The following is a 14,713-nucleotide window of genomic DNA, read 5'->3' on the forward strand; positions in this document are numbered from 1 at the left end:
GGGTAGCCGCCCGCACCGCCCGCCCGGCACGCCGGCGCCGCGGCCCCGCACCACCCCGGTCAGGTACGGCTGGACCGGACCGCCCCGGCCCGGCGGGCCCGTTCGACGGCGCCCGGCAGCACGTTCAGCAACGCGTCGACGTCGGCGCCGGTGGAGGTGTGGCCGAGGGTGAAGCGCAGCGAGGAGCGGGCCCGGTCGTCGTCGGCGCCCATGGCCAGCAGCACGTGGGACGGCTGGGCCACGCCGGCCGAGCACGCCGACCCGGTCGAGCAGGCGATGCCGCCGGCGTCGAGCAGGAGCAGCAGCGCGTCGCCCTCGCAGCCCGGGAACGAGAAGTGTGCGTTGCCGGGCAGCCGGTCGGCCGGATCACCGTTGTAGACCGCGTCGGGTACGGCGGCCCGTACCCGCCGGACGAGTTCGTCGCGTAGCGCGCCGACCTGCTCGGCGTACCGGCGCTGGTCGCGGACGGCCATCTCGACGGCGACGGCGAACGCCACGATGCCGGCGGTGTCCAGGGTTCCGGAGCGTACGTCGCGTTCCTGCCCGCCGCCGTGCAGCAGCGGTGTGCAGGCCACCTCGCGGGCCAGCAGCAGCGCCCCCACCCCGGCCGGCCCGCCGAGCTTGTGGCCGGTGACGGTGAGGGCGGCGGCCCCGCTGGCGGCGAAGTCGACCGGCACCTGGCCGACGGCCTGGATCGCGTCGGTGTGGAACGGGACGTCCCGCTCGGCGGCGACCGCCGCGATCTTCTCGACCGGTTGCAGGGTGCCGACCTCGTTGTTGGCCCACATCGCGGTGACCAGGGCGACCTGCCCGTCCTGGGCGGCGAGCACGGCGCGCAGCCCGTCGGGGTCGAGCCGGCCGGCGGCGTCGACCGGCAGCCAGGTCACGCCGGCGCCCTCGTGCCGTTCCAGCCATTCGACGGTGTCGAGCACGGCGTGGTGCTCGACCGCGCTGGCGACGACGTGCGTACGGCCCGGGTCGGCGGCCCGGCGGGCCCAGAAGATGCCCTTGACCGCGAGGTTGTCGCTCTCGGTGCCGCCGCCGGTGAAGATGACCTCGGACGGGCGGGCGCCGAGGGCCGCCGCGACGCGTTCGCGCGACTCCTCGATCCGGCGGCGGGCGGACCGGCCGGCGGCATGCAGCGACGACGCGTTGCCCACCTCGCGGGCGGTGGCGACGTATGCCTCGATCACCTCGTCGAGCATCGGCGTGGTGGCGGCGTGATCCAGATAGGCCATCGCTCTCCAGCCTATCCGTCGGGGCCGGGCACACCTGCGGCCAGCGTCGACAATGCGGCGGCCCGGTGACCTGGCGGTCACCGGGCCGCTCGTTTCACTTGCGCTTGCGGATCTCCTCGATGGCCTGTGGTACGACCTCCTCGAGCTTGCCGACGACGCCGAAGTCGGCCAGTTCCCAGATGGGGGCGTCGTCGGCCTTGTTGACCGCGACGATCGTCTTCGAGGTCTGCATGCCGGCCCGGTGCTGGATCGCGCCGGAGATGCCGAGCGCGATGTAGAGCTGCGGGGTGACGGTCTTGCCGGTCTGCCCGACCTGGAACTGGTGCGGGTAGTAGCCGGCGTCGACGGCCGCGCGGGAGGCGCCGACGGCGCCACCGAGCGCGTCGGCGAGATCCTCGACGAGCTTGAAGCCGTCGGCGCTGCCGACGCCGCGACCGCCGGAGACGACCACGGACGCCTCGGTCAGCTCGGGCCGGGCACCCTTCTGCTCGGCGACCCGCTCGACCACGCGGGTGAGCTTGTCGGCGGCACCGAGCTGCACCTCGACCTGCTCGACGGCCGGGGTGGCCGGGGCGGGCGCCGGGGCGAGCGAGTTGGGTCGCAGGGTAGCCAGCGGCAGGCCGCGGGTCACCTTGGACTTGACGATCGTCGATCCGGCGAACGCGACCTGGGTGGCGGTGCCGTCGGCGGCGAGGTCGACGATGTCGGACAGGACGCCGTTGTCGAGCTTGACGGCGAGCCGGCCGGCGATCTCCTTGCCCTCCTGGCTGGCGGCGAGCAGGACGGCGGCGGGCTGGACCCGCTTGACGAGTTCGGCGACGACGGTGGCCTTGGGCGCCACCAGGTAGCCGTCGATCTCCTCGCTCTCGGCCGCGTAGATCTTCTCGGCGCCGTACTCGGCGAGCTTGTCGGACAACCGCTCCACGGCGCCCGGTCCGCCGAGTACGACGGCGGAGGGGCTGCCGAGCTGACGGGCGAGGGTGAGCAGTTCGAGCGTTACCTTCTTGACGCCGAATTCCCGGGTGGCCTCGACGACGATGAGTACCTCAGCCATGACCGCTACCTCTCACACGAACTTCTCGGAAGCGAGGAACTCGACCAGCTTGACGCCGCCCTCGCCCTCGTTGGTGATTCGGGTGCCGCCGGTGCGCGGCGGCCGCTTGGCGTGTTCGACGACCGCGCTGGTGGCTCCGTCGAAGCCGACGTCGCCGGCGGCGACCCCGAGGTCGGCCAGCGACAGGGTCTGCACCGGCTTCTTCTTGGCGGCCATGATGCCCTTGAAGGAGGGGTAGCCGGGCTCGTTGATGGTGTCCCAGACCGAGACGACCGCCGGGGTGCTGGCCGTGATGACCTCGTATCCCTCTTCGGTCTGCCGCTCGACGGTGAGGGTGCCGCCGTCGATGGTGAGCTTCCGCGCGCCGGTGAGGGCGGCGATGCCGAGCCGCTCGGCGAGCATGTGCGGGAGCACCTGGACCCGGCCGTCGGTGGACTCCGCGCCGCACAGGACCAGGTCGGCGTTGAGGGTGCCGAGTGCGGCGGCGAGCACCTTGGAGGTGGCGACGGCGCAGGACCCGTGCAGGGCGGGGTCGACGACGTGTACGGCCCGGTCGATGAAGACGCTGCCGCGGCTCATCGACAGCGCCTTACGGATGGTGTCGGTGGCCTTGTCGGGGCCCATGGTCAGGATGGTGATGTCGCCGCCGGACGCTTCCTTGATCTTCAGCGCCTCTTCGATGGCGTATTCGTCCATCTCGTTGATGACGTTGTTTGCCGACTCCCGGTCGACGGTGTTGTCGTCTGTGCGCAGGCTCCGTTCCGAGCCGGAGTCTGGCACCTGCTTGACGAGTACGACGATGTTCATCGTGTTTCGACGACCCTCCTGTAGGTGTTACAAACGCTCACCCGGTCCCGGGCGCAGCCTCTCGCCTACCTGAACGTTCGGTCAACAAGGGGCGGCTGTGGAGTTTCCCACGACCGATGTTACCCACAAGTAGCTTAGGTCGACCCGACACCTGACGTGACACAACTCACCACAGACGCCGAGGGCGTGTCGCGGAAGGATCAGCCGGTCACGCCGAGCGCGGCCCGGATCCGGTCCAGCATCTCCGCCTCGGCGGGGCTGACCCCGGACACCGCGGCGGCGGCCTGCTCGGCCGTCTTGATGACCGCCGTACGGAAGTTCGCCAACTCGTCCGGCGCCCGGTCGGCCAGCAGCGCCACCGACTCCTCCAGCGCCGGCAACACGGCCGTCGCGAGTTCGGTGGGTGACTCGCCCCGCAGATCGGGCAGGCCGCCGGTGGTCAGCGCCTCACGCACCAGCCCACCGGTCTCGACGATCACCCCGGACGCGGCGTAACTCTCCCTGACCAGGGCACGCAGCCCCGGGTCGGCGTTGGAAACCAGGAAGACCGCCCCGAACGCGGCGGTCTTCAAGGTCATCTTCTCGTCCGCGCTCAGTGCCTCACCCACGGTCAGGGAGTGTAGACGTACGGGGTGGTGGTGGTGACCGCCACGAACCCGAGCCGCTCCAGGATCGGCCGGCTGTCGTCGGAGGCGTCGACCTGCAACATCGTGTGGCCACGGACGCCCGCCAGCCGGGCCCGGTAGGTGACCAGCGCCCGGTAGATCCCCCGCCGCCGCCAACTCTCCAGCGTCGAACCGCCCCACAGCGTGGCGAACGGCGTACCGGTCACGTAGCGCACCCAGCCCGCGCTGACCACCTCACCGTCGGCCTCCGCGACCACGACCGTCACCGAGTGCGGGTCGGCGGCGATCTCCCGTTCCAGCCCGTCGGCCAGCCAGCCCCGCGAATCGTTCCAGACCTGCTCCTCCATCCGCGCGATCCGGTCCAGGTCGGCCCGGGCGGTCACCTCACGCAGCTCGACCCCCTCCGGCGGCACCGGCAGCATCGCCGCCAGCGGGGCGAGCGGGCCGATCACCACCGTCTCCTGCTCCTGCGGTTCGAAGCCCGCGGCCCGCAGCCGGTCGCCGAGGTCCGCCGGTTCGTCGTGGCCGTGCAGCTTCCACTCGACCTCCCGGCCGAGCGTCTTGAACAGGTCCCGCTGCCTGGCGATCAGGTCGTCGAGCCCGGCGTCGGTGAGCCCGCCCAGGTCGCGGTAGGTGACAAAGCCGCCCTCGCCGGCGTAGAGCATCCGGACCAGCGGGCCGTCGTGCTCGACCACCGTCCCCTCCGGCAGCGGATCGGGCACCCGGGCCCGGAGCTGGTTGTCGTACGTCCGGCGCAGCGCGTCAATGTCAAGATCGGTCACTTGACCAGCCTATGGGTCCAGTCCACCGGATAATCCGTTTCATGCTCCGACAGTGGTTCGACCCCGAGGAAACCAGACGGGTCGGCAACACGCCGGACTACCGGTTCTCGCTGGCCAACGAACGGACGTTCCTGGCCTGGATCCGCACCGGCCTCGCGCTGGTCGCCGGTGGGCTGGCCGCCGCCCAGTTCCTGCCGCCGCTGCCGCTGCCGTACCTGCGGGAGGTGATCGCCGTGGGACTGCTCGCGCTGGGCGCGGCCGTGGCGGTACGGGCGGTCGCGCACTGGACCCGTACCGAGCGGGCCATGCGGCTCGGCACCGACCTGCCGACCTCACGCTTCCCGCTCGTGCTCGCCGCCGTCATCGGTGCCGGCGCCACGCTGCTGATCGTGGCCGTCCTGATCCAGGCCGCCCGGGGCGAGCCGGCACCGTGAGCGAGCGAAGCGCGGGCACGCCGTGAGCGAGCGCAGCGAGCGAACCAGACAGCTCAGGGCCACTCACGACGGGCCGGAGCGAAGCGCAGGCCCGTCGTGAGTGATCCGGGGCTGCAGCCCGAGCGGACCACTCTCGCCTGGCGGCGTACCTCGATCGGGGCGCTCGCGGTCGCCGTGCTCGCCGCCCGGGCCGTGCTCACCGCGCCGGGGGTCGGCCCGGTCCCGGGTGCGCTGCTCGCCACGGCGGCACTGCTCGGCTGGGTCGGGCTGCTCGTCCTGGGCCGGCGCCGGGCCGCCGCGCTGCGGGCCGGTCGGCCGCCCGTTGCCGGCCGTACCCTGCCGCTGGCCGCCCTGATCATCGTGGGCTATGCCGTACTCGGGACCGTACTTGTTCTGGTCTGCCTGGGCTAAGCCGTTCCGGCGGGGCATCATTGCGGGATGGCCCGCCTGTTCCTATTCCTTTTCGTGGCACACGTCGCACTCGCGGCGGCCGCGCTGATCAGTTGCCTGACGCCGGAGAAGACCGAGATCCGCGCCCTGCCCCGCGCCGTGTGGATCCTTCTCATCCTTTTCGTTCCGCTGCTCGGCCCGGCCGCGTACTTCTGGGCCGGCCGGCCGGCCCGCCCGGATGCCCGGCCGGTCGTCGAGCGGCCGCGCCCGCTCGCGCCCGAGGACGATCCGGAGTTCCTGCGGTCGCTGGAGGCCGAGCAGGCCCGGCAGGACCGCGAGATGTTCCAACGCTGGGAGGAGGACCTGCGTCGCCGCGAGGGTGACCTGCGCCGGCAGGCCGGTGAACAGGAGAGCGACGTACGCCGGCCGGCCGGCGAGCAGCCGCGCGGGGACGCCACGCCGGAAAACTAGCGACGCCACGCCGGAACTGAACTCGGCGGGGCGGTGCCGTTTCCGACAAGCCGTAGAATCGGGCGTCCACCAAGCCCGCGACCGTCCCCGACCGGTGCGCGACCCGAGAAACGGCTTCCATGAACGACGGCACGCCACCGAACGTCGCCGGAACCGCAGTCGCCACCGGCCGCCGGCCCAGCCCCGCGGCGGGTCTCCGGGTGCCCGGTCCGGTTCTGGTCACGTACGCCCTCACCCAGCTCGTGCTGCTCTTCTGGTGGGCGGTCCATCATCCCGGGCTGTTCAGTCCCGACTCTCTGGTCTACATCACCCAGTCGACGACCGGCACCTGGAACACCCACCATCCGGTCACGTACACGGGCCTGGTCTGGTTGTCGTTGCAGGTCTTCGGCGGGCTCGGTGCGCTCACCTTCCTGCAGACCGTGGCCATGGCGGTCGGGCTGGCGTACGCCGTCGGCGGGCTGCGCCGGCTCGGCGTACCCGGCTGGTTGGCGGCCGGCGCCGCGGTCGTCGTGGTGGCCCTGCCGCCGGTCGGCGGATTCGTCATCGCCGTCTGGAAAGACGTTCCGTTCGTCATCTGCCACGTCTTCCTGCTCGGCACCCTGGCCCGGGCGGTGGCCCGGCGCCGGGACGGGTTACGGCCGGTCCTGCCGGCCGGGCTGCTCGTCGCCGCCGCCGTGGAGATGACGCTGATCTGCCTCTTCCGGCAGAACGGTTTCATCGTCGTGGGTATCGTCGCGGTCGCTGGCGTGCTGCTGCTGCGGCCCGCCGGGCGGCTGCTGCTCGCGGCGGTCGCCGCCGTGACGGCCGCACTGCTGACCAACTGGGCGCTGCTGCCGGCACTCGGGGTACGGGACAGCGAATCGATCGTCGCGTACGAGGCGATGTTCGCCGACATCTCGGTCGCGTACGCCGCCAACCCGGCCGCCTTCCCGGCCGAGCACACCGAGGTGATGGCCCGGGTCGCTCCCCTGTCGCACTGGCGCGACTCCGCCGACTGCTACCACGCCGACACCCTCACCTACGCCCGGCCGTTCGACCGGCGGGCGGCCTCGGTCCACGGTGACGCCCTCGTCGACGTCTGGGTCGCCGCGCTGCGGCGGGCGCCCGGCACGATCGTGGACGCCCGGATCTGCCGTAGCTCGATCGGTTGGAACCCGCTGCCGGCCGGCACCATCAGCCGCAATCCCTCGGCGTGGGGTCTGCCGATCTTCATCGAGCGGGACCCCGCCTTCCAGCAGAGCCCGTTCAGCCACACCGTACGGACGCGGCCGCTGAGCGAACGGGCGCACCGGATCGGCATGGAACTCACCCGGCTGGCCAACGAACCCGGCGTGGAGTGGCTGCTGTGGCGGGGAGCCACGTGGACGTACGTGGCCTACGCGGTGATCGGGTTCGCCGCCTGGCGGCGGCGGGAGCCGGCGCTGCTCGCCCTCGCCGCGCTGTCGGCCGGCAACCAGATCTCGGTGATGATCGTCAACAACGTGCAGGCGGCACGCTACATGGCGGCGCCATACGTGCTCGGCGTCCTGCTGCTGCCGTTGCTGGCGGTCCGCCGGAACACCCCGGCCACCGCCCCGGCCCAGCGCTCGGGTGTCGACGGCGCGGCGAGCCCGGTCGGGTCGACCGGCACCGACAAGGCGACCGTCCCCGCCGCCGAGCAGGCGCTGGTCGGACCCGGCGGCGACGATGCCGGCCCCGCGCTGCCGCTGCAGCGCGGGGACCACGACGGACCGACGGCTCAGGCCAGAGTGGACGAACGCGGGTAGGCGTCGGCGGGGTCGGTGAGGACGTTCACCAGGTACGGCACTCCGGCGTCGAACGCGCGGTTGAGTGCCGGGCCGAGGTCGGCGGCCTTCGCCACCGTCTCCCCGGCGCCGCCCAGCGCCCGGACCACCTCGTCGTAGCGCAGCTCCGGCTGCAGGTCGGCGGCGACGTCGTAGCCGTACATGGCGCGCATCGGGTGCTTCTCCAGCCCCCAGATGCCGTTGTTGCCGACCACGATCACGACCGGCAGCTTCTGCCGTACCAGCGACTCGACGTCCATCAGCGAGAACCCGGCGGCACCGTCGCCCATCAGGACACAGATCTGCCGGTCGGGGTACGTCACCCGGGCGCCCATCGCGTAGCCCATGCCGGTGCCGAGGCAGCCGTACGGCCCCGGGTCGAGCCAGGTGCCGGGCACCGACGGTTCGAGGTAGCGGCCGGCGTACGACACGAAGTCGCCACCGTCGCCGATGGTGACCGCGTCGGCGGCGAGGACGCGGCGCAGTTCGCCGTAGATCCGGGCGGGCCGGATCGGGTCGGTCTCGGCGGCCATCTCCTCGGCGTCGCGGGCCCGGGCGGCGTCCTCGGCGGCCCGCAGGTCGGCGACCCATCCACTGTGGTCCTCGCGGTCGCCCCGGTGGTCGGCCAGGGCGGACAGGATCAGCCGCAGGTCGCCGGCGGGCGAGACGGTCGCCTCGACATGCGTGGCCCGCTGTCCCGGCGCGTCGACGATGTGCACCACCTGGGCGCCGTCGAAGTCGCCGAAGCTGAGCCGGAAGTCCAGCGGGGTGCCGATGACCACGATCACGTCGGCGCCGCGCAGCGCCGTACGGCGGGCCTTGGCGAAGGCGAGCGGGTGCTGCGGCGGCAGTGCCCCCCGGCCCATGCCGTTGGTGAAGACCGGCACCTGCAACGCCTCGGCCGCCTCGCGCAGCGCGGCGACCGCGTCGGCGGCGTAGACGTCGGAGCCGGCGATGATGACCGGGCGGACGGCACCGGCGATCAGGGTCGCGGCCCGCGCCACCTCCTCGGGGTCGTACTCGACGACCGGGACGTCAGGGGCGGCCGGGGCGTCGGCCTCACCGGTGGAGAAGAACACCTCCAGCGGCAGGTCGAGGAAGACCGGGCCGCGGTGCGGGGTGAGGGCGGTGGTGAGCGCGTCGCGTACGGCGGCCGGGATCTCGTCGGTGGCGAAGACGGTCGCCGCCTTCTTGGTGACCGGGCTGACCAGCGGCAGGTGGTCGATCTCCTGGAGGCTGCCGGAGCCCCACCGGAAGGCCGGCGCCCGGCCGCCGATGACCAGCACCGGCGAGGCGTTGAAGTGGGCGCTCGTCAGGCCGGAGATCCCGTTGGTGACACCGGGGCCGGCGGTGAGTACGGCGAGGCCGGGGCGACGCTGGAGCTTGGCGACCGCCTCGGCGGCGAAAACCGCGGACTGCTCGTGGCGTACGTCGTAGATCGGGAATTCGGTCTTGTACGCCGCGTCGTAGAGCGGGAAGACGTGGCCGCCGGAGAGGGTGAACATCTCGTTGACCCCGGCCGCCCGCAGGGCCGCGAGGGCCAGTTCCCCGCCGTGTCCCTCGATCTGCTCCGTCATGCGCCATCCACTCCCATCGTGTCGTCGATCCACGGTGCAGGTTACCGGCCAGTTTCACAGAACATGAACAGGACTCACCTAAGGCTGATGCCGATCCTGCCGAGCAGGTCGGTCACCACCTCGCCGAAGGACTCCCCCTCGCCGACCCGGAAGGCGATCACGCCGGCCAGCACCGGGGTACCCACCAGCACCGTGAGCACGAACAGGGTGCGCAGGGTCCGGCGGACCGGTCCCGGCCGCCGGCGGGCCGGCGCCGGCGGGTACGCCGGAGGCGGCGCGGGTGGCGACACCGGCCGGGGTACGGAGACCTGGCGCGGGGGCGGCGACACCGGCCGGAGCGGGACGCCCGCCGGGCGGGGCGGCTCGGCGGCGAACCGGGGCGGGTCGGGGTCGAGGCGGGTGGGCGCGGTCCGGGATGCCGGTCGCGGAGGCGACGGGAGCGGCCCGGCGGGGGGCGGCACCGGCTCGATCCGGGTCGGGTCGATCCGGCCCGGCCCGGCCGATGGCGGGGCGACCGGCGGCTGACCGGGGACCCGGGGCAGTTGCCGGGTGGGTGCCACCGGCGGGCCGGCCGGACCGGTGGCTGGCCGGCCGGGCGGCGGTACGGCGTCGGGCACGATGACCCGCCCGACGGTGCGTGGCGGCTGGCCGGCGACCGGTGAGACCGGTACGGGCGGCCCGGAGACGGGCGCACCCGACACCGGTGACCCGGAGACGGGCGCGCCGGACGTCGGCGCCGGATGTCCGGCCGGTGGCCCGAAGACGGGTGGCGCGGGAACCGGCGACCCGGAGACCGGTGGCGCGGGAACCGGCGACCCGGAGACCGGTGGCGCGGGAACCGGCGGCCCGGAGACCGGCACCGCCGGGCCGGGGATCGGTGGTGGAGACAGCGGGCCGGGGATCGGCGGCGGGGGTGGCTCGGCGCCTGACGGGCGGCTGGCCAGCAGGGCCGTGCCGGCCAGGACGCTTCCCTCGGCCACCACCAGTTCCGGCTGTTCGATCACGACCGGGGCGGTGCCCAGCGCCCGGTGCAGCATCGTGGCCAGCAACGGGATACGGCTGGAACCGCCGACCAGGAAGACGCCGGCGACCTGACCGTCGGCCAGGTTGGCCCGGCCCATCACGCCCCGGGTCACCCGGATGGTCTGCTCCAGCAACGGCCGGGCCAGCCCCTCCAGTTCCTCCCGCGTCAGGTGCACCTCCAGGTCGAGCAGCGGGATCACCAGGTCGGCCGCCGGCCGCCTCGACAACCGCTCCTTGGCCACCCGTACGTCGTCCCACAGCTGCCGCTTGGCCCGCCGTTCCTCCACCGTGGACGGATTCGCGAGCCGCTCCCACTCCCGGCTGCCGCGGTCGGCGTAGGTGGTGCGCAGGTGGGCCAGCAGTGCGGCGTCGATGTCGAGCCCGCCGACGTCGTCGCACCCGTCGACGGCGAGCACCTCGAACCCGGTTGCCCGGCGGGCGACGACGCTGGCGTCGAACGTGCCGGCGCCGAAGTCGTGCACCACCACGACCGACCCGATCGGCACGTCCCGGCCGAGCACCTCGGCGAAGTAGGTGGCGGCGGCGACCGGCTCGGCCACCAGGCGGGCCTGCCCCAGCCCGGCGCGGCCGGCCGCGTCGGCAAGCTGGCCGCGCCGGGTGGCACCCCAGGTCGCCGGGCAGGTGAGGGTCAGTCGCGGGGTGACCTGACCGACGGTACGCCGCCATTCCTCGGCCACCCGCCCGAGCACCGCCGCCATGAGGTCGACCACCGGCACCTCGCGGTCGCCGAGCAGCACCGTGCCCTCGTCGATGCGGCGCTTCGGGTTGGGCTCGAACCGGGACGGGTCGAGCCGGGCGCTGTGCACGGCGTCGCGGCCGACCGAAATGCCCCCGCCCGGTTCGGCGTAGACCGCCGACGGCAGCAGGGGCGAGCCGTCGACCAGCAGCGGGCGGGCCCGGCCGTCCGGCCATCGGACCACCGCGACGGTGTGCGAGGTGCCGAAATCGACGCCGAGGGCGTGCCCGGATGGCGGCGCCGGGTTGGCTGGCATGACGCCGAGTGTACGGCCGGCGGGCCGCCGCGCTGTCGATCGAGGACACTGCCGTCGGACACCCGACGGGCCGGCCCGGCACCCCCGGGGCGACCGGGCCGGCGGTGGTCCGCCGGCCCGGCGCGGCTCATCTCCGGAGCCGGCCCGGCGGTCCTGGTCAGCGGCCGGTGAAGTCCGGCTTGCGCTTCTCCACGAAGGCGGCCATGCCCTCCCGCCGGTCGTCGGTGGCGAACAGCGCCGCGAAGAGCTGGCTCTCCCAGGCCAGACCGGAGGCCAGATCCATTTCCAGGCCGCCGTCGATGGCGAGCTTCGCGGCGCGTACCGCCTGGGTCGGTCCGTCGACGTACGGGGTGACCAGCGCGACCGCCTCCGCGTAGACCCGGTCGGCCGGGACCACCCGGTCGGCGAGCCCGATCCGCAGCGCCTCCTGGGCGTCGACCATCCGGCCGGAGAGGATGATGTCCTTGGCCCGGGCCGGGCCGACCAGGCGGGCCAGCCGCTGGGTGCCGCCGGCGCCGGGGATGACGCCGAGCTTGATCTCCGGCTGGCCGAGCTTCGCGTCGTCGGCGACGACCCGCCAGTCACAGGCCAGCGCCAGCTCGCAGCCGCCGCCGAGGGCGTAGCCGGTGATCGCGGCGACGACCGGCTTGGGGATGCGGGCGATGGCACCGAGCGCGCCGGACAGTTCGACGGCGCGGTCGGCCATGTCGGCGTACGACATCCCGGCCATCTCCTTGATGTCGGCGCCGGCCGCGAAGACCTTCTCGCCGCCGTACACGATCACCGCCTTGACGCCGGGATCGGCGGTGGTGGCCTGGGCCGCGGCCCGCAACTCCTCCTGTACGACGCTGTTCAGGGCGTTCATCGGCGGCCGCTCCAGCCGGATCGTGCCGATGCCGTCGTTGATCTCCACGCGTACGAATTCGCCCACGGTGCCGCCTTCCTCTTGGTTCCGGCCGTCCGGTCCGTATCAGGTCTACGTCATCCGGTTGGCCGCACGGCCGGATCACGGTCGTGCGGGCGCCACAGCCGCTCGTCCTGGGTAGGTTACGTGGAGACGGACTCGACATGGGCACTGTGATGATCACCTATTACCGCGACCGGGCCGTGCAGGTCACCTCGGAGGCCATCCGGGTGGGACCGCGCGCCTACCCGCTGGACTCGCTGACCCGGGTCTGGCACCAGCGGGGCACCCGCAACTGGCGGATGCTGGCCGGGCGGGGCGCCATCGGCGTCGCCATGGCCGGCCCGCTGGTCGCCGCCGCGTTCGGCATCGCCGTGGCGGTGCAGCTCCGTGCCTCGGTGACCGTGACGATCGCGGTCGTCGCCGCCTCGGTGCTGGTCGGGCTGGCCGTCGGCCCGCTCGCCGACCTGCTGCTCGGCCGCCTCGACCGGTCGTACGAGCGGGGCGTGCACGACCTGGAGATCTGGGCCGAGGTGCGGGGCGCGCCGGTGCTGCTGGTGCACACTCCCGACGCCGCCCGGTTCGGCCGGATCTACCGGGCGTTGCAGCGGGCGCTGGAGGCCCCGCCGGGTCCCCGGCCGAGTCCCGGCCGGGCCGGGCCACCGGTGCGGCGCGCGCCGGGTCCCGCGTCAGTGGTTCCGCCGGCGTCCGGCGCGGCACCGGCCCGGCGCCCTACCCCGGCGGGTGGGCGCATCCCGCGCCCGGCCGGTCCACGATCGACGTAACTGTCGTCGGGTGATCGACAGAAGGTCTGTCCGTCTTCCGGCCGACGCGCTTTGCTGGAAGGGTGACGCTCTTCTATCGGGACGATTCGGTGCAGGTGACCTCGACCTCGATCCACGTCGAGGGGCGCAGCTACCGGATGGCCGACCTGACGTACGTCTGGCACCAGCGCGGACGCGGGTCGGCGCGGACCTGGACCCGGGTTGCCGTACGCGGCCTGCTGATCTTTCTGCTCTCGGCCCCGCCGCTGGTCGCGGTCGTCTGCCTGCTCTCGCTCGCCTACTCCGCGGTCGACCGGGCCAACTGGAGCCTGGCCCTGATCATCGTCGCCGTCTGCGCCGTCGGGGCGTTCGCGCTCGCACCGTTCCTGGAGGTGCCGCTCGGCTGGCTCGACCGTTCGTACTCGCGGGGTGGAGCCGTGAACGAGATCTGGGTGCAGTGTGCCGGCGAGGAGGTCCTGCTGCTGCGCACCTCCGACGCGCACCGGTTCGGGCAGATCTACCGGGCCGTGCAGCGTGCCGTCGAACACGGTGAGCCGCGATGACGGCGGGTCCGGCCGGGCACCGCGTCACCGATCCGGGGTGGCCGGGTCGGCGCGTCGCGCCGACCCGATCGGCCCCTAGCTAAGAGAGCGCTCTCTCACCTACTCTGACACCCTGACCTGCCTCACAGTGTGGGGATCAGCACCTGATTCAGCATAAGTGCGACCAAGTCGCGAGAGCGCTCTCTAGATGAGTTGAACCGCACCGGCCGGAGGGAGGCCGTCGACATGCAGGACCGGAGACCGACGATCGAGGACGTCGCCCGGGTGGCCGGCGTCTCCCGCGCCACCGCCTCCCGAGTGATCAACAATGGCCGGGGCACGTCCGCCGAGGCACGCTCGCGCGTCCACCAGGCCGTCGACCGCCTCGGCTACCGGCCCAACCCGGCGGCCCGCATGCTGGCCCTCGGCCGGACCGACGTCATCGACCTCGTCGCCGTCGGCTTCGAGGCGGACTCGGCCCGGTTCGGCACCAACCCGTACCTCAGCCGGGTGGTCGCCGGCGCCCTGGCGGCGCTCGCCGGCACCGACACCCACCTGCGGGTACGCCTCCTCGCCGAGGGCGCCGCACACCGGTCGATCGACGAGATCGCGCGGACAACGACCCAGGGCGCGATCCTCGTCAACGTCCCGCCCCCGCTGGCCACCCGGTTCCACGACCGGTGCGAACGGGTCGTGTCCCTCGGCGCGACGGCGGACCGGGTGCCCGCGGTGGAGGCCCGGAACGCGCAGGGCGCCCATGCCGCGGTCACCCACCTGCACGACCTCGGCCGGCGCCGGATCGCCGCCGTCCACGGTCCGGCCGGCAACACCTGCGCGGCCAGCCGCCGGGTCGGGCACCTCGACGCGATCCGCGCCACCGGCCTGCCCGACATCACCGGCGACGGCCAGTTCCGCCGGGAGGCGGGCTACCGGGCGACCGCCCGCCTGATCGCGACCCGGCCGGACATCGACGCGGTCTTCGCGGCCAGCGACCTGATGGCGGCCGGCGCCATCCAGGCCCTCACCGCCGCCGGTCGCCGGGTGCCGGACGACGTCAGCGTGGTGGGCTTCGACGACAGCGTCATCGCGACGGCCGTCAACCCGCCGATGACGACCGTACGTCTGCCGGTCGAGGAGATGGCCGCCGCCGCGACCAGGACGTTGCTCGACGGCGGGGCCGCCGCCCGCTGGCGCCTGGTCTTCCCCGTCGACCTCGTCGTGCGGGCGAGCGCGGCCGGCGCCGCGCCGGCCGGCACCACGTGACCGGACCGACCGGGCGGGCGCGGGCGGGATCGACCGGG

Annotated in this window: 15 protein-coding genes; 7 read left to right on the forward strand and 8 right to left on the reverse strand. The window is 73.5% G+C overall.

Annotated features, from left to right (window positions below; genetic code table 11):
• Window positions 1–59 precede the first annotated feature (59 nt).
• The 5 genes from AB0M79_RS06190 to AB0M79_RS06210 all read right to left on the reverse strand — a co-directional run bounded on the left by AB0M79_RS06190 (window position 60) and on the right by AB0M79_RS06210 (window position 4,507).
• Window positions 60–1,238, reverse strand: coding sequence for a cysteine desulfurase family protein (locus tag AB0M79_RS06190; RefSeq protein ID WP_364208349.1), 1,179 nt, complete (start codon window positions 1,236–1,238; stop codon window positions 60–62).
• 94 nt (window positions 1,239–1,332) lie between these two features.
• A complete protein-coding gene (locus AB0M79_RS06195; RefSeq protein ID WP_364208352.1) occupies window positions 1,333–2,292 on the reverse strand; it encodes an electron transfer flavoprotein subunit alpha/FixB family protein in 960 nt (319 codons plus the stop codon).
• A 12-nt stretch (window positions 2,293–2,304) separates the two neighbouring features.
• On the reverse strand, window positions 2,305–3,099 hold the full coding sequence (locus AB0M79_RS06200) for an electron transfer flavoprotein subunit beta/FixA family protein (RefSeq protein ID WP_364208355.1): 795 nt from the start codon (window positions 3,097–3,099) through the stop codon (window positions 2,305–2,307).
• Between the two features lie 200 nt (window positions 3,100–3,299).
• Window positions 3,300–3,707, reverse strand: coding sequence for a hypothetical protein (locus AB0M79_RS06205; RefSeq protein WP_364208358.1), 408 nt, complete (start codon window positions 3,705–3,707; stop codon window positions 3,300–3,302).
• 2 nt (window positions 3,708–3,709) lie between these two features.
• Window positions 3,710–4,507, reverse strand: coding sequence for a GNAT family N-acetyltransferase (locus AB0M79_RS06210; RefSeq protein WP_364208361.1), 798 nt, complete (start codon window positions 4,505–4,507; stop codon window positions 3,710–3,712).
• A gap of 41 nt (window positions 4,508–4,548) precedes the next feature.
• Here AB0M79_RS06210 and AB0M79_RS06215 point away from each other — a divergent pair, with 41 nt between their 5' ends.
• From AB0M79_RS06215 to AB0M79_RS06230, 4 genes are all read left to right on the forward strand, one after another.
• Window positions 4,549–4,941 carry a DUF202 domain-containing protein gene (locus tag AB0M79_RS06215; protein ID WP_357532766.1) on the forward strand — a complete coding sequence of 131 codons (393 nt, stop codon included), beginning with the start codon at window positions 4,549–4,551 and terminating at the stop codon, window positions 4,939–4,941.
• A gap of 96 nt (window positions 4,942–5,037) precedes the next feature.
• Window positions 5,038–5,352, forward strand: a complete 315-nt coding sequence (locus tag AB0M79_RS06220; RefSeq protein ID WP_364208364.1) for a DUF202 domain-containing protein — start codon at window positions 5,038–5,040, stop codon at window positions 5,350–5,352.
• A gap of 27 nt (window positions 5,353–5,379) precedes the next feature.
• Window positions 5,380–5,802 (forward strand): PLD nuclease N-terminal domain-containing protein, encoded by a 423-nt coding sequence (locus tag AB0M79_RS06225; protein ID WP_364208367.1) that lies wholly within the window; start codon window positions 5,380–5,382, stop codon window positions 5,800–5,802.
• A 119-nt stretch (window positions 5,803–5,921) separates the two neighbouring features.
• Window positions 5,922–7,571 (forward strand): DUF6020 family protein, encoded by a 1,650-nt coding sequence (locus AB0M79_RS06230; RefSeq protein ID WP_364208370.1) that lies wholly within the window; start codon window positions 5,922–5,924, stop codon window positions 7,569–7,571.
• Here the strand turns inward: AB0M79_RS06230 and AB0M79_RS06235 are convergent.
• From AB0M79_RS06235 to AB0M79_RS06245, 3 genes are all read right to left on the reverse strand, one after another.
• A complete protein-coding gene (locus AB0M79_RS06235) occupies window positions 7,544–9,166 on the reverse strand; it encodes an acetolactate synthase (protein ID WP_364208373.1) in 1,623 nt (540 codons plus the stop codon). The genes AB0M79_RS06230 and AB0M79_RS06235 overlap by 28 nt on opposite strands.
• Window positions 9,167–9,240: 74 nt before the next feature.
• Window positions 9,241–11,202 carry an Hsp70 family protein gene (locus AB0M79_RS06240; RefSeq protein ID WP_364208376.1) on the reverse strand — a complete coding sequence of 654 codons (1,962 nt, stop codon included), beginning with the start codon at window positions 11,200–11,202 and terminating at the stop codon, window positions 9,241–9,243.
• 157 nt (window positions 11,203–11,359) lie between these two features.
• Window positions 11,360–12,133 carry an enoyl-CoA hydratase-related protein gene (locus AB0M79_RS06245; protein WP_364208379.1) on the reverse strand — a complete coding sequence of 258 codons (774 nt, stop codon included), beginning with the start codon at window positions 12,131–12,133 and terminating at the stop codon, window positions 11,360–11,362.
• Between the two features lie 149 nt (window positions 12,134–12,282).
• Here AB0M79_RS06245 and AB0M79_RS06250 point away from each other — a divergent pair, with 149 nt between their 5' ends.
• From AB0M79_RS06250 to AB0M79_RS06260, 3 genes are all read left to right on the forward strand, one after another.
• Window positions 12,283–12,891, forward strand: a complete 609-nt coding sequence (locus AB0M79_RS06250; RefSeq protein WP_364208841.1) for a DUF6232 family protein — start codon at window positions 12,283–12,285, stop codon at window positions 12,889–12,891.
• Between the two features lie 62 nt (window positions 12,892–12,953).
• Entirely contained in the window at window positions 12,954–13,433 is a 480-nt protein-coding gene (locus AB0M79_RS06255) for a DUF6232 family protein (protein ID WP_364208382.1), read from the forward strand.
• Between the two features lie 225 nt (window positions 13,434–13,658).
• The gene (locus tag AB0M79_RS06260; protein ID WP_364208385.1) at window positions 13,659–14,675 is read left to right on the forward strand and encodes a LacI family DNA-binding transcriptional regulator; all 1,017 of its coding nucleotides are present in this window, start codon (window positions 13,659–13,661) and stop codon (window positions 14,673–14,675) included.
• Window positions 14,676–14,713: the final 38 nt, after the last annotated feature.

It is taken from the genome of Polymorphospora sp. NPDC051019, from assembly GCF_040683055.1.
Lineage (GTDB): Bacteria > Actinomycetota > Actinomycetes > Mycobacteriales > Micromonosporaceae > Polymorphospora > Polymorphospora lycopeni.

Coding starts and splice junctions, on each gene's coding strand:
- AB0M79_RS06190 (WP_364208349.1), bottom strand. CDS start 1,238: ATGGCCTATCTGGATCACGCCGCCACCACGCCGATGCTCGACGAGGTG.
- AB0M79_RS06195 (WP_364208352.1), bottom strand. CDS start 2,292: ATGGCTGAGGTACTCATCGTCGTCGAGGCCACCCGGGAATTCGGCGTC.
- AB0M79_RS06200 (WP_364208355.1), bottom strand. CDS start 3,099: ATGAACATCGTCGTACTCGTCAAGCAGGTGCCAGACTCCGGCTCGGAA.
- AB0M79_RS06215 (WP_357532766.1), top strand. CDS start 4,549: ATGCTCCGACAGTGGTTCGACCCCGAGGAAACCAGACGGGTCGGCAAC.
- AB0M79_RS06225 (WP_364208367.1), top strand. CDS start 5,380: ATGGCCCGCCTGTTCCTATTCCTTTTCGTGGCACACGTCGCACTCGCG.
- AB0M79_RS06230 (WP_364208370.1), top strand. CDS start 5,922: ATGAACGACGGCACGCCACCGAACGTCGCCGGAACCGCAGTCGCCACC.
- AB0M79_RS06235 (WP_364208373.1), bottom strand. CDS start 9,166: ATGACGGAGCAGATCGAGGGACACGGCGGGGAACTGGCCCTCGCGGCC.
- AB0M79_RS06240 (WP_364208376.1), bottom strand. CDS start 11,202: ATGCCAGCCAACCCGGCGCCGCCATCCGGGCACGCCCTCGGCGTCGAT.
- AB0M79_RS06250 (WP_364208841.1), top strand. CDS start 12,283: ATGATCACCTATTACCGCGACCGGGCCGTGCAGGTCACCTCGGAGGCC.
- AB0M79_RS06260 (WP_364208385.1), top strand. CDS start 13,659: ATGCAGGACCGGAGACCGACGATCGAGGACGTCGCCCGGGTGGCCGGC.